The sequence below is a fragment of the Pseudomonas versuta genome (assembly GCF_001294575.1).
In the GTDB taxonomy this organism is placed as follows: domain Bacteria; phylum Pseudomonadota; class Gammaproteobacteria; order Pseudomonadales; family Pseudomonadaceae; genus Aquipseudomonas; species Aquipseudomonas versuta.
Genome location: NZ_CP012676.1, coordinates 589,321 through 608,843 on the forward strand (window position 1 = coordinate 589,321; position 19,523 = coordinate 608,843).

The window sequence follows — 19,523 nt, forward strand, 5'->3', positions numbered from 1 at the left end:
TATAAAGCAGATAACAGTTAGAGAAATTACCCGTTATATAGATATTCGATTTGGTTCTACTCTAGGGTCACCTCATACGAGGGACAGGAGGAATCCATGATTTGCCCAAATAAAGCCAAGCCCGGTTTGAGGCCGTTCAGCCAATTGCAGCACCCCCGTGAGGTGATCCGCCAGTTCACGCCTAACTGGTTTGCAGCGACCATGGGGACGGGAGTCCTGGCATTGGCATTGGCCCAGCTGCCGGTGCATATCCCTGGCATACATGTGTTTGCCGAAGGGTTATGGCTGTTCAATATTGTCTTGTTCATTCTGTTCAGCGTGCTTTATGGCGCGCGCTGGGTGCTGTACTTCGACGAAGCGCGGCGTATTTTCGGGCATTCCACTGTGTCGATGTTTTTCGGCACCATTCCCATGGGGCTTGCGACCATCATCAATGGTTTTCTGGTGTTTGGAGTGCCGCGTTGGGGCAGCGACATGGTGCAGGTGGCCGAGCTGTTGTGGTGGATTGATGTCGCCATGGCCCTGGGTTTCGGGGTGCTGATTCCTTACCTGATGTTCACCCGGCAGGACCACAGCATCGATCAAATGACCGCGGTGTGGTTGTTGCCAGTCGTGGCGGCGGAGGTAGCCGCGGCCAGCGGCGGGCTGCTGGCGCCCCATTTGAGCGACACCCTCGCGCAGTTTCATGTGTTGATTACCAGCTATGTGCTGTGGGCGTTCTCGGTGCCGGTGGCATTCAGTATTCTGACTATTTTGATTCTGCGCATGGCACTGCATAAATTGCCCCACGAAAGCATGGCCGCCTCAAGCTGGCTGGCTTTGGGACCAATTGGCACCGGCGCCCTGGGTTTGCTGCTGTTGGGGGCCGATGCTCCAGCGATCTTTGCGGCCAATGGCCTGGGGCGGATCGGTGAAATAGTCGAGGGCATGGGCCTTATCTCCGGGGTGATTCTGTGGGGCGTTGGCTTGTGGTGGATCGTGATGGCATTAATGATCACGGCACGCTATTTCCGTGCAGGCATCCCGTTCAACCTGGGGTGGTGGGGCTTTACCTTCCCGCTGGGCGTTTACTCATTGGCCACCTTGCGTCTGGGCAGTGTTCTGCACCTTGCCTTCTTTGATGTGGCGGGTTGCGTGCTGGTGATGTTGTTGGCGCTGATGTGGTTGATCGTGGGCACGCGAACCGTGCAGGGGGCCTACCGTGGCGAGTTGTTTGTGTCGCCCTGCATTGCCGGGCTGAAGAAGTAGGTCTGGCGCTCAGGTTCTGCACCAAACGGCTGAACAGGCTGTTTTTGGTACAGAACCTGAGCAAGGTTGTGCCCTGAGTGATACAACGGCTCTCCAATGAGAAAGCCGTTCGGCGCAACGTGAGTACATGGATGATGAGTCACCCCTCGCAGTTCAGTTTGCTGAGGAAGCGCCGCTTCCTGCCGTTCTTCGTGACCCAGTCCTTGGGTGCACTCAATGACAACCTGTTTAAACAGTCGCTGATTCTGGCCATCCTTTATAAGTTGAACATCGAAGGTGATCGCGGGATCTGGATCAACCTGTGTGCGCTGCTCTTTATAGTGCCTTTCTTTTTGTTCTCGGCACTGGCCGGACAGTTTGGCGAAAAGTACCCGAAGGATCGTCTGATCCGCCTAATCAAGCTGGGTGAAATTGCGATCATGGTCGTAGGCGCAATCGGTTTTGCCTTAGATCACCTGGCGTTGATGCTGGTCGCGCTGTTCGCGATGGGGACTCACTCGGCACTGTTTGGGCCGGTGAAGTATTCGATCCTGCCCCAGACCCTGCATGAGGATGAACTGGTGGGGGGTAATGGTCTGGTCGAGATGGGGACCTTCCTCTCGATTCTAGCCGGCACCATTGGCGCCGGGATCATGCTCTCATCCAGTCACTACACGGTGGTCGTGTCCGTGGTGATCGTTTCGGTTGCGGTGCTCGGCTATCTGGCCAGCCGCGCAATTCCGCGGGCTGCGGCTGATACGCCGGATCTGAAGTTGAACTGGAATATCTTCCGCGAGTCCTGGGCTACCCTGCGAATGGGGCTGAACCAGACTCCTGCGGTCTCGCGTTCTGTCGTCGGAAACTCATGGTTCTGGTTTGTCGGTGCGATTTACCTGACGCAAATCCCGGCCTACGCCAAAGACTGGTTGTATGGCGATGAAACCGTAGTGACCCTGATTCTGACGGTGTTTTCGGTGGGTATTGCACTGGGCTCGATGCTGTGTGAAAAGCTCTCGGGGCGTAAGGTCGAGATTGGCCTGGTGCCCTTTGGCTCGTTTGGTCTGACCCTGTTTGGCCTGTTGTTGTGGTGGCATTCGGGGCACATGCCGCAAAACATTCAAGCCAATGACTGGCTGGGCGTTCTGGGCTTCAGCCAGGCCTGGTGGGTGTTGTTCGATATTCTCGGGTTGGGCGTGTTTGGCGGTTTCTACATTGTGCCGCTGTATGCGCTGATCCAGTCGCGCACGGCGGAAAACGAGCGGGCGAGGGTGATAGCTGCCAACAACATCCTCAATGCGCTGTTTATGGTGGTGTCTGCAATAGTCACCATTCTGCTGCTGAGCGTGGCCAAGCTGACGATTCCCGAGTTGTTCCTGGTGGTCTCGGTGATGAATATCGCGGTCAACACTTACATCTTCAAAATCGTTCCTGAATTCAGCATGCGCTTCATAATCTGGCTGCTCAGCCATTCCATGTATCGCGTGGAGCACAAGAATCTGCAGCTGATTCCGGACGAAGGCGCCGCGTTGCTGGTGTGCAACCACGTTTCGTTTGTCGATGCGCTATTGATTGGTGGTGCTGTACGTCGGCCAATTCGCTTTGTGATGTATTACAAAATCTACGACCTGCCGGTTCTCAACTTTATCTTTCGTACTGCGGGCACGATTCCGATTGCCGGGCGTGCTGAAGATGAAGCTATTTATGAAAAAGCGTTCAGCCGCATTGCCCGGTATCTGGAAGATGGCGAGCTGGTGTGCATCTTTCCCGAGGGCAAGCTGACCATCGACGGCGAGATTGGTGAGTTCAAGGCGGGTGTGACGCGGATTTTGGAGCGTACGCCGGTGCCGGTGATTCCGATGGCGTTGCAAGGGTTGTGGGGCAGCTTCTTCAGCCGGGATCCGCACAAGGGGTTGTTCCATCGACTCTGGTCGCGGGTGACGCTGGTGGCGGGTGAGCCGATACCGGCCAGGGAGGCCACGCAGCAGGTCTTGCGAGAAAGGGTCAGTGAGTTGCGGGCACAGAAGAGGTAGATATTGCCTGCTCTGGGTCGGAGCTGGATTGCCAGCGATGGCATCGAGCGGGTCTATGCCATCGCGTGCAAAGGGTGCCTGCTTAAGCGCTCATTTTGAGGCCGACCAGGCCGGCAATGATCAGCGCAACACTGGCCAGTCGGAACAGCGCCATGGATTCGCCAAACAGGATGATCCCGGCGATCACGGTGCCGACTGCGCCAACCCCGGTCCAGATTGCATAGGCAGTGCCCAGTGGCAGCTCTTTCATGGCCAGCCCGAGCAAGCCGAGGCTGATAATCATGGCGCCTACGGTCAGCGCCGTAGGGAGTGGGCGACTGAAGCCGTCGGTGTATTTCAGGCCGACGGCCCAGCCAACTTCAAACAGGCCAGCAAAAAACAGAATAATCCAGGACATGGCAATCTCCATCAACTGATGGGGTCGTCCCCGGAGTAATCACTCGATGAGTCGCGAGGTCGTCCTCGCAGTGCGCAGTATATTGCACATGATTAATCTGGCAGACAACCCCGAAGTGTCATTCTGTAGCCGCTTTTTGTGCCGCGATGCGGTCTTCCTTCTCGCTCATGCGTCGGAAATACGTCGAAAGCAGTGCCCCGGAGATGTTGTGCCACACGCTAAACAGTGCGCTGGGTACTGCCGCCAGGGGCGAGAAGTGCGCACTGGCCAATGCGGCCCCCAGGCCCGAGTTCTGCATGCCGACTTCCAGTGCCAGGGATTTACGCTGGGCCAGGGGCAGCTTGAACAGGCGACCGGTAAAGTAACCCAGTAAATAGCCGAAGCTGTTGTGCAGGATTACCACGGCCATGATCAGCAAGCCTGACTTGGCGATCTGCGCCTGACTGGCCGCGACCACGGCGGCGACGATAATCACAATACTGATCACCGAGACCAGCGGCAGTACGTCAACCGCGAAGCGCACCCGTGCCCCCAGCAATCGTTGAGCCAGAACGCCCAGCACGATCGGCAGCAGCACTACCTGCAGAATCGACCAGAACAGTTCCATGAAGGAAACCGGTAGCCACGCCGATGCCAGCAACCAGATCAGCGCCGGCGTCAGCAGCGGAGCGAGCAGGGTGGTAACAGCGGCAATGGCGACGGACAGGGCCAGATCGCCCCGTGCCAGCCACGTCATGACATTGGAAGAAGTGCCGCTTGGGCAGCAGCCGACGAGAATCACGCCAACGGCAATTTCCGCTGGCAGGTGGAAGACCTGGCAAAGCAACCACGCCACGCCGGGCATGATCACGAAATGAGCGATGACGCCCAGTGCCACGCGCCATGGGTGGCGGGCGACCTCGGCGAAATCTTCGAGTTTGAGGGTCAGGCCCATGCCGAACATCACCAGGCCCAGCAGGGGCACGATGAAGCCTTTAAGGCCGAAGAACCAGGCCGGTTCAAGAAACGCCAGTACGGCGAATATCAGTACCCAATAAGCGAAGGTATTACCGACAAAGCGGCTTAAAGCAGCAAGTGCACGCATGGTGTTCCTTTATTGTGATTATTAGATATCCCTCTACAGGAGCGAGCTTGTTCGCGAGATCTTCGTTGCAGCATTGAAAAAGCTCGCGCCTGCAGCAGATATGGATGGATCAGATTCCCTGCGGAATCTCTTCACCACCCAGTGCTTCGAACAGCTGGGGCAAGAACTCGCCAAAAGTCAGCATCATCAGGGTGAAGCTGGCGTCCTGCTGGCCCAGATCGTCGTCTCCGCCGTCCTGTTCTGCCTGATCTTGCAGCAGGTCTTCAAACTTGAGGCGTTTGACTACCAGTTTGTCGTCCAGTACGAACGACAGCTTGTCTTGCCAGGCCAGTGACAGCTGAGTCACAACCTTGCCGGTGCTCAGGTGCAGCTGAATTTCGTCGCTGGTCAGGTCCTGACGCTTGCAGCGGATGATGCCGCCATCTTCGTGGGTATCGCGCAACTCGCATTCATCAAGGACAAAGAAGTTGTCGGCAGCTTTTTGGGTTTTGACCCATTCAGTCATGACCGCGCTTGGAGCCATTTTCACAGCCAGAGGGCGAACCGGCAGCGAGCCGATGACTTCACGCAGGGTCGACAGCAAGTCTTCGGCGCGTTTAGGGCTGGACGCATTGACCAGGATCAGGCCCTGTTTAGGTGCGATGGCCGCAAAGGTTGCCGAGCGACGAATAAAGGCGCGGGGCAAGAAGGCCTGGATGATTTCATCCTTGAGCTGATCGCGTTCCTTCTTATAGACCTTGCGCATCTGTTCGGCTTCGATCTCTTCGACCTTGTCCTTTAATGCATCACGTACAACGCTGCCCGGCAGGATGCGTTCTTCTTTACGGGCCGCGATCAGCAGGAAGTCCTGGCTGACGTGAACCAGCGGTGCGTCCTCACCTTTGCCGAAAGGGGCAACGAAACCGTAGGTGGCTAATTCCTGGCTTGAACACGAGCGGGCCGGTTTGGTGGCCAGTGCAGTTTCCAGCACCTGCGCATCAAAAGGCAGATCTTGGGTCAGGCGATAGATAAGCAGGTTTTTGAACCACATGGGGTGAATCACTCCTATATACAAAGCAGGCATTATTCGCTTCATGGAGCCATAGGCCAACCCTGCGCTAACCCTTTGGCAGGCTTAGAAAAATTATTTTAAAAAGTGCTTGCCAGACTATAGGTCGCTACGTAGAATGCGCGCCACACCGAGAGTGAAAGGGTGATTAGCTCAGCTGGGAGAGCATCTGCCTTACAAGCAGAGGGTCGGCGGTTCGATCCCGTCATCACCCACCATTCGCTCACAGTGTTACGCGCAGCGGTAGTTCAGTCGGTTAGAATACCGGCCTGTCACGCCGGGGGTCGCGGGTTCGAGTCCCGTCCGCTGCGCCATATTTTAACCACAAGCCCTTGAACGCTTGTGGTCAGGGGAAGCCCGCTGAATGCGGGCTTTTTCTTGAAAGGCTTCGATTTTGCAGTTCGCTGCAGGATCAAAGAGCAGGGCGTTGGAAACGGAAGTTTTTACCGGGTTTTGAAAAAAACCTGAATAAAAACAACCACTTACACAAAAAGTGTGAGAGAATGCGCCCCGCAACGAGAGTGAAGTGAAAGGGTGATTAGCTCAGCTGGGAGAGCATCTGCCTTACAAGCAGAGGGTCGGCGGTTCGATCCCGTCATCACCCACCATTCGCTTTCAGTGTTACGCGCAGCGGTAGTTCAGTCGGTTAGAATACCGGCCTGTCACGCCGGGGGTCGCGGGTTCGAGTCCCGTCCGCTGCGCCATATTAGAGTCACAAGCCCCTTGAACGCTTGTGACACGCAATAAAGCCTGCCTTGTGCAGGCTTTTTTGTGTGCGTGTGTTTTGCAGATCCGGTAGGAGCGAGCATTTCAACGCAGCAACGAAGGGCTCGCGAGCAAGCTCGCTCCTACAGGGTTTGTATTGCAAAAATTTCAGGTCAGCCTGCTTTTTAGAAGTCCCAGCGGGTACTGACCATCACATTGCGCGGGTCACCGTAATACGACGAGTTATAGAAACCGATATTGGTGTAGTACGACTTGTCGAACACGTTGTTCAGATTGACGGTGGCCGATAGGTTTTTCGTAAGCTGGTAGCGAGCCATCAGGTCAACCAGCCAGTACGGATCTTGTGAAAACTTCTCCTCGACCCCGCCTTTATTCCAGTTGGTCAGCATTTGCCAGCCCGTACCCTGCCAGCGAACCCCGCCGCCCAGCGTCAGCTTGTCGAGGTCGCCGGTCAGCTTGTAGCTGGTGTACAGATTAATTTGATCCTCGGGCTCCCACGTCGATACCTTTTTACCGCTCTGATCACGGCTGATCTTGTGCGTGTAGCCCGCCTGCAACTGCCAGCCGGGCATAAGTTCGCCAGAAATTTCTGCTTCGTAGCCTCTGGTTTTGGCTTTGATGCCTTTATAGGCGTACTCAATGTCCGGATTGGTCGGATGGGCGTTATAGACAGTGTCTGCTTCTGGCCGGTTGTCCTGATGAACCTCGAAGTAGGCCAGGCTTGAATTCAGGCGGCCATCAAAGAACTCGCCTTTCAAGCCCAGCTCATAGTTGGTGCCTTCATCGGGCTCAAGCATCTTGTTGTCGCGATCGCGGTAATAGGACTGCGGCAAAAAAATTTCGGTATAGCTGGCGTAGGCGGAAATATTTTCGTTGATGTCGTAGATCACCCCGGCATAGGGCAGCACCTTACCGGTGTCTTTGGCATGGCTGGTGCCCGTCAGGGTGTAATCGGCCACGCGCGTACCGAGCATTAGCGTCAGATCATCGGTGAGACTGAAGCGCCCGGTCATGTAAGTACCGGTCTGGCGCGTTGTTTCATCGTTGTAGGAGGTTACGTTGCCCCAGTCCGGTTCGAGGCTGTCGCCATCCCAGTTGTAGTAGTCATAGGCGTTGTCGACCATTTTGGCGTTGGTGTAGTCCTTGCCGGTCCAGTGCGACTTCGCTACCGAGCCGCCGATCACCAATTGATGTTCGCGCCCCAGCAAGCTGAATGGACCGCTGGCAAACAGGTCACCACTGTCGCTGACGTATTCGCCGGTGTACTTGCGGGCCAGCATTGGCGCCAGTCCGGTGTTCACGTCCGGGTCCAGCAGCGCGCCGAGCGGTGCGTTATAGCCGTTGACCTGGTGGTTGTACTGGCCTTTGAGTACCCAGCCGTTATCAAAGCTGTGCTCCAGGGTTGAAAAAACCGTGCGCGTGTATTGCTCCCAACTGCTCCATTTCGCGCCGTTGTTGAATGAGCGAGGGGTGCTGATGCGCTCGCCGGCGGAGTTGAACAGTGAGGCACTGCCCGACCAGCTGGAGCCTTTTGGGTGGTTGTTCTGATAATCGGCGCCAAGAGTCAGCAGGGTGTCCGGCGTCAGGTCCACTTCCAGGATGCCGTAGTAAACCTCGCTATCGCGCTTGTAGTGGTCCATGAACGAGTGTTTGTCCTGATAGGCCGCCACGGCCCGGCCCCGCACATTGCCGCTTTCGGTCAGCGGCCCGCTGACGTCGATCCCCGAGCGGTAGTTGTCCCAGGACCCTGCGCCCACATCCACATGGGCCTTGAACTCGCGGGTCGGTTTTTTGCGCACCATATTGATGGTGCCGCCGGGGCCGCCTGCACCGGTGAGCAACCCGGTTGCACCCTTGAGAATTTCGACCCGGTCGTAAATGGCAGTGTCAGTCAGGGTGTGCCCGGCAGAGTATTGCGGGTCTTGCAGGATCGGAATGCCGTCGTACTGAAAGTTCTTGATCGCAAAACCGCGCGAATAGTAGCTGGTGCGATCACTGTCATAGGTTGCAACGGTGATGCCGGGGGTATGACGCATCACATCATCGATCGAGTTGAGACCGAAATCGTCCATTGCCTGGCGCGTGACCACCGATATCGACTGTGGGGTTTCGCGCGGCGTCAGCACCATGCGCGTGGCAGTAGCGATGCTGCCGGGCGTGTAGGAGCCCGAACCTTCTGTGATGGTGCCCAGCTGGTTGGCGCTGACTTGCGTGGCGCCCAGTTCCAGACTTCCGCCCGCCGCAGGCAACGCATCGAGCGTGTAGCCATTGGCACTTTTAACGGCGGTATAGCCGCTGTCGTGCAACAAGGCTTCGAATCCGGAATGCTCGTTGTAGGTGCCGTGCAGCCCGGGTGTCGTCAGTCCGTCCAGGCTGGCGGACTGAAAAATAATCGCTACCCCGGCCTGTTGTGCAAAGCGATTCAGGGCACTGCTCAGCGGGCCGGATGGAATGTCATAGGTTTTCGATGCCGACTGCGCCTGAGCGACGGTGCTGCACAGCACGCCACTCGCCGAAGCGACAATCAAGTGAATGGCCAGGGCCAGCGGGGTGCAGGCCCGCGGGCTAAAACGCCCGCGAGGGTGGGAGGAAGTCAGCATGGGAAGCGCAGTCCTTTAGGGTTCTATGTATCTACCTTGACGGCTGGCTCGAAAAAAGCGGAAGGAATGCGAATAATTATTTTTTAGATTGCTGTGGCTGACTGATCACCACCAGCCACGGGCTGTAGGTTCTAATCGTCACAGGCAGGGTTTCAGCAATCAATTGCAGAGCCCGATCGGTGTTATCCAGCGGCAATACGGCCGATACGCGCAAATTGGCCAGGGCCTGGCGGTCAAATTGAAGATGGCCGCGACGATGCCGGGAGATTTCATCGAGCACCAGAGTCAGAGGCTGGTTATCGACCACCATTTGGTGGCGCCGCCATGCCTCATCAATGCTGGCGGGGTCGAGCGTACCTGACAGTTCTACCGAGTCGCGGCGGATCAGCGCCCGGGAGCCAGTACCGACCTCCAGTGTCTGTTGTTCGTCAGCGCTTTGTGCGGCGACCCGCGACTGCAGCATGCTCAAAACAGTGGTGTCGGGCAGATGTTTGACCACGAAGCGGGTGCCCAGCGCACGCATGCTGCCCTCGTCGGTCTGCACGATAAAGGGGCGTGCGTTGTCGTGAGCAACTTCCACCAGCACTTCTCCTTGCAGTAACTCGATGCGCCGTTCCTGGTCGTTGAAATGCACATTCACTGCACTGGTACCGCTGAGGGTGATCGTTGAGTTGTCGGCCAGACGCAGGCTTTTCCAGTCATTGGGGCCGGTCCTGATATCGGCCATCCACTGCTTTGGATACTGGCTTTGCAATATCAGTGCGCTCGGTAATCCCAGGCAGCCGGCAATCAGTAGTGCGCGCAATACCCGCTTGCCTCGGCCAGCAGGTTTGCCCCTGCTAAAGGCGGCGGTGAGTGCGGCATTGGCCGGGGCGGATTGCCCGCGCAATGACTGCAGGCGACTGATCACATCTTGCATGCGCAAGGCAGCGGCAGCGTGCTGCGGACTTTGTCGCTTCCAGCACTCGAACTGCAGGCGCAGCGCATCATTGGTGCTTTCTTCATGCAGTTGAAGAATCCACTCGGCGGCTTGCTCGTCAATGGTCGGATGCGGCACGGGCATGGTCAGGTGTCCAGGCTATGGCTGCAGTGCAGCAAAGCCTGCATCAGGTACTTGCGCACCGTACGATCAGACAGCGCCAGTTGCCGGGCGATCTCGCTCTGTTTCAAGCCATCGAGGTAATACAGGACAAAGGCCTGGCGAACCTTGTCCTGCATACCTTCCAGAATGAACGCGATGTGTTCGAGTGCTTCCAGCGTGGTGAGGATCTGCTCGGGTGATTGAAAGCCTTCGAGGGCGTGTGCGGTCAGCGCAAGTTCTTGCAGGTAGGCGTTTTCGATGTGTTTGCGCCGCACCTGATCAATGATAAGGCGGCGTGCGGTCGTGCTCAAAAACGCCCGGGGCTCGCGCAGGGTGGCGACCGACTCGCGGGCGTTGAGAATTCGGGTAAAGGTGTCTTGTGCCAGGTCTTCGGCATTCCGGGCGCAGCCGAGTTTTCTTCGCAGCCAGCCAAACAGCCAGCCGTGATGCTCGCAGTACAGATTGGAAATCGCGGCCTGGAACGCAGGTTCACCCGTAGACATAGGTTGTGGCTCAGACGTTATTGAGAATTATTACTAATTCTGAATGCAAGTCCGGGGTAAACGCAACTGCGAATGATTGCCGGGGCGCGCTGTCTGCAGGCGCGAGCTTATGGGCAGGAGCGAGCTTGCTCGCGGGCTTTTCAAGAGCTCGCGAGCAAGTTCGCTCCTACGGGGGGGGGGCAGGTCAGTTTTTGGCGATCAGGTTGCCTGCGTGCAGGCCACATTCTTTTTGAGTTGCCTCTTCCCACCACCAGCGACCTTCGCGCTCGTGCTGGTTTGGCAGCACCGGGCGGGTGCAGGGCTCGCAGCCAATGCTGATAAAACCACGCTCGTGCAGGCTGTTGTACGGCAACTCCAGCATGCGGATGTAGCCCCAGACTTCCTCGCTGGTCATTTGCGCCAGCGGGTTGAATTTGTACAGCGCTCGCTCGGGTGTGGAGAATGCGCCATCAATTTCCAGTGCCGCCACCTGGCTGCGGGTGCCCGGGCTCTGGTCGCGCCGCTGGCCGGTGGCCCAGGCCTTGACGGTCGACAGTTTGCGGCGCAGCGGCTCGATTTTACGCACGCCGCAGCACTCGCCGTGGCCATCTTTATAGAAGCTGAACAGGCCTTTTTCTTTGACGAACGGCTCAAGCCTGCTTTGATCCGGCGAGATCAGCTCGATCTGGATCTTGTAGTGCTCGCGCACCTGCTCGATAAACCGGTAGGTCTCAGGGTGCAGACGGCCGGTGTCGAGGCTGAAAACCTTGACGTTCTTGTTCAGCTTCCAGGCCATGTCCACCAGCACGACATCTTCGGCGCCGCTGAATGAGATCCAGAGTTCGTCACCAAAATGTTCAAAGGCTAGTTTGAGAATGTCCTGCGGGGACTTGCTGGCGTATGTCGCGGCGAGTTCGGCGACGTCGAACGGATGGCTCATCAGGCGGCTTCCTACAGTGAATGGCGCTGGGCGCTCTCTAGTGGTGGCGATGTTAGCAAAAACCGCGGGCTACAGGGTTTGCAGCGTATCAAGCAGCACTTTGACCTTGGTGATCGATTCCTCATATTCGTCCTGCCAGTGCGAGTCGGCCACTATCCCGCCACCGCCCCAGCAACTCGCTTGTCCGTCCTTGATCAGCAGGCTGCGGATAGCGATAGAGCTGTCCATTTCGCCGCGCACGTCGAGATACAGGAGCGAGCCGCAGTAAATGCTGCGTCTTGTCGGTTCCAGCTGATCAATGATTTGCATCGCGCGGATTTTCGGGGCCCCGGTAATTGAACCGCCGGGGAAACTGTCGCCAATCAAATCCAGTGCGTCTTTGCCTTCAGCCAACTGCCCGGTAACGCTGCTCACCAGGTGGTGAACGTTGGGGTAGCTTTCCAGGGCAAACAGCTGCGGTACGCTGACCGAGCCGGTACGGCAAGTACGGCCCAGGTCATTACGCAAGAGGTCAACGATCATCAGGTTTTCAGCGCGGTCTTTAGGACTGGCCAGCAGTTCGGCGGCGTTTGCTGCATCTTCGGCGCTGTCTTTGCCTCGCGGGCGGGTGCCTTTGATCGGGCGGGTTTCCACCTGGTTGTGGCTGACCCGCACAAAGCGTTCCGGTGACAGGCTCAAAATCGCGTTGTTTTGGGGCAGGCTCATAAAACCTGAGAACGGCGTCGGGCAGGCGGCGCGCAGTGCGCAATAGGCAGTCCAGCTGTCGCCCTGACACGGTGCGCTGAAACGCTGGGTGTAATTGACCTGATAGCAGTCGCCGGCCTGGATGTAGCGCTGAACCTGCTCCAGTGCCTGCTCATACTGGCGGGCGCTGATGTCCGGCTGCATGGGCCGTTTTAGCGAGAATGCCTGGTTCAGTGTTGGCGCCGGTTGGCTGAACAGCAGCAGCAAACGTTCACGTTCGCTGGCCGCCAGCGCGGGATGAAACACCAGTTGGCTGGTGAGTTGCTGGTGATCGCTGATCAATGCCCAGGCATACAGGCCCAGTTGTGCGTCCGGCAATTGCAGATCATCGCGGGACTGCGCGGGCAGTTGCTCAAGACGGCGCCCGAAGTCGTAACTCAAGTAGCCGATCAGCCCGCCGGCAAACGGCAGTTCGTAGTGGTCCGGCAGGCTGGCGTTACCGAGTTGCTTCAGACTGTCGCGCAGGCGCTGTAAAAAATGGCGTCCCGATTCCTCCGGTTGCACGCACAACTCTGCGAGCGGCCAGGCGCTGAGCAGGTCGTAACGGCCACGTTCGGCTGCAGGGCGACCGCTGTCCAGCAGCACGGCGCCGGGCGCATGGCGAATCGCCGCAAAATACTCGGCGGGATTGGCCTGGTAAGGCAGGGGATATACAGAGCAGGTCAACATGCGAAGCCAATCAGCCATCGGAGCGGGGTGGCGATTGTAATCCTGTGCAAGGCAGCAACCAAGTCTTGAGGGAGCGGATGGCAAGAGCCTTGTGGGAGCCGGCTTGCCAGCGATGTTTTGATAAACGGCATTGATGCCATCGCGGGCAAGCCCGCTCCCACAAGTGTTGCCTGGGCTTTATTCGGTGGAGTGGATATGCCCGAACAACTCCTGGGCAAAGCGCACGCGTTCTTGCGCAGTTTCCTGGATGCCTTTGGCGGCCAGCTCTTCAAGGTGGGCTTCTACTGCGTGGGTGCGCAGCGTCAGACCGCAGTCGTTGGCAATCTGGATGTTCAGGCCCGGGCGGGCATTGAGCTCCAGAATCAGCGGGCCTTTCTCCTGGTCGAGCACCATGTCGACGCCGATGTAGCCCAGCCCGCACAGCTCATAGCAGCCGGCAGCCAGTTTCATGAAACCGTCCCAATTGGGCAGTTGCACGCCGTCTACCGCATTGGTGGTGTCGGGGTGTTTGCTGATGATGTTGTTCAACCAGGTGCCGCGCAGGGTCAGGCCGGTCGCCAGATCGACGCCGACCCCGATCGCGCCCTGGTGCAGGTTGGCCTTGCCGCCCGATTGACGGGTCGGCAAGCGCAGCATGGCCATCACCGGGTAGCCCATCAAAACGATGATGCGAATGTCCGGCACACCTTCATAGCTGATGCTTTTGAAGATCTGGTCCGGGATAACCCGGTACTCGATCAGTGCCCGGTCGCGGTGGCCGCCCAGGGAATAAAGGCCGGTCAGAATGCTTGAAATCTGATGTTCGATTTCATCGTGACTGATGATCTTGCCCGACACTGTACGAAAACGATCTTCGAAACGGTCGGCGATCACCAGAATGCCGTCGCCGCCCGCACCTTGTGCGGGCTTGATCACGAAGTCGTTACGGCCACCAATGATGTCGTCGAGTTTTTCGATTTCTTTCTCGGTGGAGATCACCCCGTACATTTCCGGTACGTGAATCCCCGCCTTGATGGCGCGCTCCTTGGTAATGATTTTGTCATCCACAATCGGATACAGGCTGCGCTTGTTGTACTTGAGTACGTAGTCCGCATTGCGCCGATTGATGCCCATGATGCCTCTGGCTTCCAGGGCCTTCCAGGTCTTCCAGAAGCCAAACATCAGGAGTCAGCCTTCATGAAGGCCTTGAAACGGATCAGCTCGGTCAGGCGGTAGCCGCGATAGCGACCCATGGCCAGCATGAAGCCCACCAGAATCAGCAGAACGGCCGGGAACGTAAACACGAAGTACACCAGTTCCGGGATGCTCATGACCAGGTACGCCAGCGTCGCGGCGAACAGCGTTCCGATTGCGACTTTCATTGCATGGCCGCCACCACGTTCTTCCCACGTGATCGACAAGCGCTCGATGGTCATGGTCAGAATCACCATCGGGAACAGTGCCACTGACAGTCCGCGCTCCAGGCCCAGTTTGTGACTGAACAGGCTGATGGCAGCTATCAGTATCACCACGAAGGTCAGTACCACGGACAGTCGCGGCAGCATTTGCAGCTTCAGGTGCTCCAGATAGGAGCGCAACATCAATCCGAGTGCCGTTATCACCGTAAACAGGATGATGCCGAACTCCAGCTGGGTTTCGCGGAACGCCAGGGCAATCAGTACCGGGGTGAACGTGCCCAGGGTCTGCAGGCCGATCAGGTTGCGCAGGACCAGAATCACCAGCACACCAATCGGGATCATCACCATGATCATGAACGTTTGCTGGGTTTGCAGTGGCAGGCCGTACAGCGAGTACTCAAGGAAGTTGGCGTCGGTGTTCTCGTCCGTCAGCTTGGCCAGGCGGATGGCGTTCATTTCACTGTTGTTCAGGCTGAACGTCACGTTCGGCTTCTTGCCACCATCCACGGTGACCATGGGTTCGTCACCGATCCACCACAGCAGGCGGTCGGACGGCAGGCCTTGCTCGCCTGTTTCCGGATTGAAATACAGCCAGTCATTCCCGTTGAAGCTGCGCAGCCACAGTTCAGGGTTCTGCGGCTGATCGGCTACCAGGCGGATGGTGTGGACTTTTTCCATCGGTACGTGGGCAATCGACAGCAACAGTTCGATGACCTGGGCTTTATGCGCGGTGGACGGGTCGCCGGCCAACAGCAGTTTGACGTTGTCATCATTGAGGTTGTTCACCCGTTTGATGGTTTCGCTGATAAAGGTCTCGACGTCGGCTGAGTGTTGGCGAATCGGTGCCAATAATGCCTCTGCAGCAATCTTTTCCGGGCCTTCAACGGCAATGCTGTCGCGGAAGACCGGGCCTTTGACCTTGGACTTGTCACCCGAATAGCGCTTGGTCAATACCAGGCGGTAGTAAAGGGTTTGCTTGCCGCTCACACGGCGTGCGGACCAGGTCACCTTGCGGTTGCCGTCAACCCGGTTGACGCTCACCCCGTAGTTATTGGAAATGAAGCTTTCGTTCAGGCTGACGTAGTCGCGGTTGAGAGGCGGCACGAACATCTGAATCTTGACCGGGTCTTTTGAGCTGGCAACAAACTCGACTTTGGCATCGATGTTCCACAGGTCGTCGGTTGCGTCTTCGGTCACAGGAATGCCGAGAGCAAAAATCTGATAGGCAGTAATCGAAATGCCCAGCACCACAAGGATGGTGATCAAGATTTTCAGGTGAAGGGTTAGGGCGCGCATTTCAATTACTCTGCGGTTTGAGCGTTAGCGACGCAGGCAGGTTTGCCAGCAGCGTATTTAAGACTTGGGTCGACCAGCGCATCAAAGCGCTTGAGTGCTTCGGAGCCGATCAATAACGGGTATTGGAACGCACTTCTATCAGTCAAGTTCACTTCTATGGTGCGTAAAGCCTTGCCCATGCAAATTTCCAGGGCAATCACAGGGCGCGAGGTGTAGTTCTTGTCAGCCTGGGGATCGTAGTCGCCCGAGCGGCGCTTGATCTTGCTGACCCGCGCCAGTGGGCGTTCGATGGGGTGCGAATGGGCGTCATCAATGGCCAGATAGAAGCGTACCCAGCTCTCTCCGTCACGTTTGAAACGCTTTATGTCACGGGCACTGAGGGACGCGGTTTTGGCGCCGGTGTCGAGTTTGGCGGCCACTTGCAGATCAATGCCCGCCAGTTCGGCGTATTCATTGAGGCCGTACACGGTCTTTTCGCCACCAAGGCTCAAGCCCGGTACGCACAGCAGACAAAGGAGGGTATAGAGGGGGAAAAATTTCATAAATCGGGGCGCGGTCTCTTGCAATCTTCAGTTCAAGGCACTGGCAGTACAGAGCAAGTTTCCTCGTGCGGCTGCCCCCGGAAGAGGGCAGGGCGGATGCGGGCGGCATTCTAACATGAAGGTTACATGGCGCTAGCGTTGAGGCACTTTGACCGGGGCCTGCGGGCTGTCGATTCAACTAAGGTCGTACGGGCTGATTGTCGACAATCTTTATTTATACTTTGACTGTTAGCGCCAAAATCGCTAATTTCAGGGCTATTGATTTGCAAGGTGTCGACAATATGCTGCAAGCACTAGATCCCGCCGTCATCGCTGTGGACGATTCGGAAACCCTTTCCGAGAACGTCTTCCGGCGTATTCAGGCAGCTATTGTCAAAGGTGAAATCGCTCCCGGCAGCAAGATCTCCGAACCTGAACTGGCTCGCACCTATGGCATCAGCCGCGGGCCATTGCGTGAAGCGATTCACCGTCTGGAAGGTCAGCGTCTGCTGGTGCGAATCCCTCATGTGGGCGCCCGGGTAGTGTCGTTAAGTCACGCCGAACTGATTGAGCTCTACGAAATTCGCGAGTCCCTCGAAGGCATGGCCTGCCGCCTCGCTGCCGAACGCATGAGCGATGAAGACATCGCCGAGCTGCGTCGGGTGCTCGAAACCCATGAGCGCGATGAGGCGTTTCAAGCAGGTGTCGGCTACTACCAGCAGGAAGGCGACTTCGATTTTCACTACAAGATCATTCAAGGCAGCGGCAATCGCACCCTGACCCAAATGCTCTGCGGCGAGCTCTACCAGCTGGTGCGCATGTACCGCATCCAGTTTTCCACCACGCCCAATCGCCCGCATCAGGCATTCGCCGAGCACCACCGCATTCTCGATGCCATTGCCGATCGCGACGGCGAATTGGCCGAATTGTTGATGCGCCGCCATATCGGCGCCTCGAAACGCAATATTGCGCGTCACTACCAAGACAGCGCCCAGCAGACAGCCACTCCACGAGGTGAGTCATGAGCAATAAAAACAGTCCAGGCCAGCGTTTCCGTGATGCAGTCGCCAGTGAACATCCTTTGCAGGTTGTGGGTGCGATCAACGCCAACCATGCATTGCTGGCCAAACGTGCCGGTTTCAAGGCGATTTATCTGTCGGGTGGCGGTGTCGCTGCAGGCTCCCTGGGCGTGCCGGACCTGGGCATTACCGGCCTGGACGATGTACTGACCGATGTCCGGCGCATCACCGACGTGTGCGACCTGCCGCTGCTGGTGGACGTGGACACGGGCTTCGGCTCTTCGTTCTTCAACGTGTCGCGCACCGTCAAATCGATGATCAAGTTTGGCGCGGCGGCGATTCACATCGAAGACCAGGTCGGTGCCAAGCGTTGTGGCCATCGTCCGAACAAGGAAATCGTCTCGCTGCAAGAGATGGTCGACCGTATCAAAGCGGCCGTTGATGCCCGGACCGATGACAGCTTCGTGATCATGGCGCGCACCGATGCCTTGGCGGTCGAGGGCCTGGAGTCGGCGCTGGAACGTGCTGCCGCCTGTGTTGAAGCCGGTGCCGATATGGTGTTCCCGGAAGCCATTACCGAGCTTGAGATGTACAAACTGTTCGCCAACCGGGTGAAAGCGCCAATTCTGGCCAACATCACCGAGTTCGGCGCCACGCCGCTGTACACCACCGAGCAACTGGCCGGTGCCGATGTATCGCTGGTGCTGTACCCGCTGTCGGCATTCCGGGCGATGAACAAGGCAGCTGAAAACGTCTACGGCGCCATCCGCCGCGACGGTACCCAGCAGAACGTGATCGACACCATGCAAACCCGTATGGAGCTGTACGACGCCATCAACTACCACTCCTTCGAGCAAAAACTCGACGCCGTGTTTGCCGCCAAGAAGTAGGCGCAATACCCGTAGTCGCTGTCGAGCCATGCGAGGCTGTGATCGAGCGCGAAGCGGTCGCAAACCAGACGACGCGATCAGTCAGACATAGTGTGTTTTAAGGTTTACGACTGCTTCGCAGCCTCGCAGGGCTCGGCAGCGACTACAGAGTTTACGATCACCCCGTGATTACGTTTTAGAACTTGCCGAATCCCTAACAAATTCAAGATTGGAGAGCGCAATGGCCGAAGCAAAAGTATTGAGTGGCGCCGGATTACGCGGCCAGGTGGCCGGGCAAACAGCCTTGTCCACCGTTGGCCAGGAAGGCGCGGGACTCACTTACCGTGGTTATGACGTACGTGAGCTGGCAGCCGAAGCCCGCTTTGAAGAAGTGGCCTATCTGCTGCTGTACGGCGAGCTGCCGAACAAAACCGAGCTGGCGGCCTATATGGGCAAGCTCAAAACCCTGCGCGACTTGCCGCAAACCCTGAAGGAAGTGCTGGAGCGCATCCCCGCCGACGCCCATCCGATGGATGTGATGCGTACCGGCTGTTCGTTCCTGGGCAACCTTGAGCCCGAGCTGGACTTCGCCCGTGAGCGCGACGTAACCGATCGGCTGCTGGCCGCTTTCCCGGCCATCATGTGCTACTGGTATCGCTTCAGCCATGACGGCCTGCGCATCAACTGCGTGACCGACGAAGAGTCCATTGGCGGTCACTTCCTGCACCTGTTGCACGACAAGAAACCGAGCGAGCTGCACGTCAAGGTGATGAACGTGTCGCTGATTCTGTATGCCGAGCACGAATTCAATGCCTCGACGTTCACGGCGCGGGTCTGTGCATCGACCTTGTCCGACCTGTACTCGTGCATCACGGCCGCGATCGGCGCGCTACGCGGCCCACTGCACGGTGGCGCCAACGAAGCGGCAATGGAAATGATCGAACGCTTCAGTTCGGCAGAAGAAGCAGTCCAGGGCACCCTCGATATGCTGGCGCGCAAAGACAAGATCATGGGCTTTGGCCACGCGATCTATAAAGACAGCGATCCGCGTAACGAAGTGATCAAGGGCTGGTCGAAAAAACTGGCTGACGAAGTGGGTGACACCACCTTGTTCCCGGTTTCCGAAGCCATCGACAAAACCATGTGGGAGCAAAAGATGCTGTTCCCCAACGCCGACTTCTACCATGCCTCGGCGTATCACTTCATGGGCATTCCCACCAAGCTGTTTACCCCGATCTTTGTCTGCTCACGTCTGACCGGCTGGGCTGCGCACGTGTTCGAACAGCGTGCCAACAACCGCATCATCCGCCCGAGTGCCGAGTACATCGGCGTCGAACAGCGCAAGTTCGTGCCAATCGAACGCCGCTGACCAGCAGGCTGCTTGAACCTGTCC

At 57.5% G+C, this 19,523-nt stretch carries 16 protein-coding genes and 4 tRNA genes; 9 read left to right on the forward strand and 11 right to left on the reverse strand.

The features are described from left to right. Positions 1-96 precede the first annotated feature (96 nt). Entirely contained in the window at positions 97-1,248 is a 1,152-nt protein-coding gene (locus AOC04_RS02755; RefSeq protein ID WP_060691054.1) for a TDT family transporter, read from the forward strand. 134 nt (positions 1,249-1,382) lie between these two features. Continuing rightward, the gene (locus AOC04_RS02760; RefSeq protein WP_060696854.1) at positions 1,383-3,257 is read left to right on the forward strand and encodes an MFS transporter; all 1,875 of its coding nucleotides are present in this window, start codon (positions 1,383-1,385) and stop codon (positions 3,255-3,257) included. A gap of 82 nt (positions 3,258-3,339) precedes the next feature. On the opposite strand, the gene sugE is transcribed toward AOC04_RS02760, so the two are convergent. From sugE to rdgC, 3 genes are all read right to left on the reverse strand, one after another. Further along, complete coding sequence (sugE, locus tag AOC04_RS02765; RefSeq protein WP_060691055.1) at positions 3,340-3,654, reverse strand: quaternary ammonium compound efflux SMR transporter SugE; 315 nt, start codon at positions 3,652-3,654, stop codon at positions 3,340-3,342. Between the two features lie 118 nt (positions 3,655-3,772). Then, positions 3,773-4,738, reverse strand: a complete 966-nt coding sequence (locus tag AOC04_RS02770) for a bile acid:sodium symporter family protein (RefSeq protein ID WP_060691056.1) — start codon at positions 4,736-4,738, stop codon at positions 3,773-3,775. Between the two features lie 109 nt (positions 4,739-4,847). Next, entirely contained in the window at positions 4,848-5,768 is a 921-nt protein-coding gene (gene rdgC / locus AOC04_RS02775) for a recombination-associated protein RdgC (RefSeq protein ID WP_003442690.1), read from the reverse strand. Positions 5,769-5,928: 160 nt separating this feature from the next. Between rdgC and AOC04_RS02780 the strand changes: the two genes are divergently transcribed. From AOC04_RS02780 to AOC04_RS02795, 4 genes are all read left to right on the forward strand, one after another. Continuing rightward, positions 5,929-6,004: transfer RNA gene (locus AOC04_RS02780), tRNA-Val, on the forward strand. Between the two features lie 19 nt (positions 6,005-6,023). Next, positions 6,024-6,100: transfer RNA gene (locus tag AOC04_RS02785), tRNA-Asp, on the forward strand. Between the two features lie 218 nt (positions 6,101-6,318). Next, positions 6,319-6,394, forward strand: a tRNA-Val gene (locus AOC04_RS02790). Positions 6,395-6,413: 19 nt separating this feature from the next. After that, positions 6,414-6,490 (forward strand) — tRNA-Asp (locus AOC04_RS02795). 186 nt (positions 6,491-6,676) lie between these two features. Here AOC04_RS02795 and AOC04_RS02800 read toward each other — a convergent pair. From AOC04_RS02800 to rloA, 8 genes are all read right to left on the reverse strand, one after another. Further along, positions 6,677-9,112, reverse strand: coding sequence for a TonB-dependent siderophore receptor (locus tag AOC04_RS02800; RefSeq protein WP_060691057.1), 2,436 nt, complete (start codon positions 9,110-9,112; stop codon positions 6,677-6,679). Between the two features lie 76 nt (positions 9,113-9,188). Next, entirely contained in the window at positions 9,189-10,175 is a 987-nt protein-coding gene (locus AOC04_RS02805; protein ID WP_060691058.1) for a FecR family protein, read from the reverse strand. A 2-nt stretch (positions 10,176-10,177) separates the two neighbouring features. Next, positions 10,178-10,696, reverse strand: a complete 519-nt coding sequence (locus tag AOC04_RS02810; RefSeq protein WP_060691059.1) for a sigma-70 family RNA polymerase sigma factor — start codon at positions 10,694-10,696, stop codon at positions 10,178-10,180. Between the two features lie 184 nt (positions 10,697-10,880). Continuing rightward, positions 10,881-11,615, reverse strand: a complete 735-nt coding sequence (locus tag AOC04_RS02815) for a phosphoadenylyl-sulfate reductase (protein WP_060691060.1) — start codon at positions 11,613-11,615, stop codon at positions 10,881-10,883. A gap of 69 nt (positions 11,616-11,684) precedes the next feature. Next, a complete protein-coding gene (pabB, locus tag AOC04_RS02820) occupies positions 11,685-13,028 on the reverse strand; it encodes an aminodeoxychorismate synthase component I (protein ID WP_060696855.1) in 1,344 nt (447 codons plus the stop codon). A gap of 177 nt (positions 13,029-13,205) precedes the next feature. Then, a complete protein-coding gene (locus AOC04_RS02825; protein WP_060691061.1) occupies positions 13,206-14,189 on the reverse strand; it encodes an alpha-L-glutamate ligase-like protein in 984 nt (327 codons plus the stop codon). Further along, complete coding sequence (rloB, locus tag AOC04_RS02830; RefSeq protein WP_060691062.1) at positions 14,189-15,721, reverse strand: osmotic stress tolerance membrane protein RloB; 1,533 nt, start codon at positions 15,719-15,721, stop codon at positions 14,189-14,191. Before rloB ends, AOC04_RS02825 begins: the two co-directional genes overlap by 1 nt. 5 nt (positions 15,722-15,726) lie before the next feature. Further along, on the reverse strand, positions 15,727-16,263 hold the full coding sequence (gene rloA, locus AOC04_RS02835; protein ID WP_060691063.1) for a retropepsin-like aspartic peptidase RloA: 537 nt from the start codon (positions 16,261-16,263) through the stop codon (positions 15,727-15,729). 281 nt (positions 16,264-16,544) lie between these two features. Here rloA and AOC04_RS02840 point away from each other — a divergent pair, with 281 nt between their 5' ends. The 3 genes from AOC04_RS02840 to prpC all read left to right on the forward strand — a co-directional run bounded on the left by AOC04_RS02840 (position 16,545) and on the right by prpC (position 19,499). Continuing rightward, on the forward strand, positions 16,545-17,267 hold the full coding sequence (locus AOC04_RS02840; RefSeq protein WP_060691064.1) for a GntR family transcriptional regulator: 723 nt from the start codon (positions 16,545-16,547) through the stop codon (positions 17,265-17,267). Further along, positions 17,264-18,151 carry a methylisocitrate lyase gene (gene prpB / locus AOC04_RS02845; RefSeq protein ID WP_060691065.1) on the forward strand — a complete coding sequence of 296 codons (888 nt, stop codon included), beginning with the start codon at positions 17,264-17,266 and terminating at the stop codon, positions 18,149-18,151. The genes AOC04_RS02840 and prpB overlap by 4 nt, the downstream gene beginning before the upstream one ends. A gap of 220 nt (positions 18,152-18,371) precedes the next feature. Then, positions 18,372-19,499 carry a bifunctional 2-methylcitrate synthase/citrate synthase gene (prpC, locus tag AOC04_RS02850; protein ID WP_060691066.1) on the forward strand — a complete coding sequence of 376 codons (1,128 nt, stop codon included), beginning with the start codon at positions 18,372-18,374 and terminating at the stop codon, positions 19,497-19,499. The last annotated feature ends 24 nt before the right edge of the window (positions 19,500-19,523 follow it).

Excerpts from the sequence above, each read along its gene's own strand:
- AOC04_RS02755 (WP_060691054.1), top strand. The coding sequence starts at position 97 with ATGATTTGCCCAAATAAAGCCAAGCCCGGTTTGAGGCCGTTCAGCCAA.
- AOC04_RS02760 (WP_060696854.1), top strand. The coding sequence starts at position 1,383 with ATGAGTCACCCCTCGCAGTTCAGTTTGCTGAGGAAGCGCCGCTTCCTG.
- sugE (WP_060691055.1), bottom strand. The coding sequence starts at position 3,654 with ATGTCCTGGATTATTCTGTTTTTTGCTGGCCTGTTTGAAGTTGGCTGG.
- AOC04_RS02770 (WP_060691056.1), bottom strand. The coding sequence starts at position 4,738 with ATGCGTGCACTTGCTGCTTTAAGCCGCTTTGTCGGTAATACCTTCGCT.
- rdgC (WP_003442690.1), bottom strand. The coding sequence starts at position 5,768 with ATGTGGTTCAAAAACCTGCTTATCTATCGCCTGACCCAAGATCTGCCT.
- AOC04_RS02800 (WP_060691057.1), bottom strand. The coding sequence starts at position 9,112 with ATGCTGACTTCCTCCCACCCTCGCGGGCGTTTTAGCCCGCGGGCCTGC.
- AOC04_RS02805 (WP_060691058.1), bottom strand. The coding sequence starts at position 10,175 with ATGCCCGTGCCGCATCCGACCATTGACGAGCAAGCCGCCGAGTGGATT.
- AOC04_RS02810 (WP_060691059.1), bottom strand. The coding sequence starts at position 10,696 with ATGTCTACGGGTGAACCTGCGTTCCAGGCCGCGATTTCCAATCTGTAC.
- AOC04_RS02815 (WP_060691060.1), bottom strand. The coding sequence starts at position 11,615 with ATGAGCCATCCGTTCGACGTCGCCGAACTCGCCGCGACATACGCCAGC.
- pabB (WP_060696855.1), bottom strand. The coding sequence starts at position 13,028 with ATGTTGACCTGCTCTGTATATCCCCTGCCTTACCAGGCCAATCCCGCC.
- AOC04_RS02825 (WP_060691061.1), bottom strand. The coding sequence starts at position 14,189 with ATGTTTGGCTTCTGGAAGACCTGGAAGGCCCTGGAAGCCAGAGGCATC.
- rloB (WP_060691062.1), bottom strand. The coding sequence starts at position 15,721 with ATGCGCGCCCTAACCCTTCACCTGAAAATCTTGATCACCATCCTTGTG.
- rloA (WP_060691063.1), bottom strand. The coding sequence starts at position 16,263 with ATGAAATTTTTCCCCCTCTATACCCTCCTTTGTCTGCTGTGCGTACCG.
- AOC04_RS02840 (WP_060691064.1), top strand. The coding sequence starts at position 16,545 with ATGCTGCAAGCACTAGATCCCGCCGTCATCGCTGTGGACGATTCGGAA.
- prpB (WP_060691065.1), top strand. The coding sequence starts at position 17,264 with ATGAGCAATAAAAACAGTCCAGGCCAGCGTTTCCGTGATGCAGTCGCC.
- prpC (WP_060691066.1), top strand. The coding sequence starts at position 18,372 with ATGGCCGAAGCAAAAGTATTGAGTGGCGCCGGATTACGCGGCCAGGTG.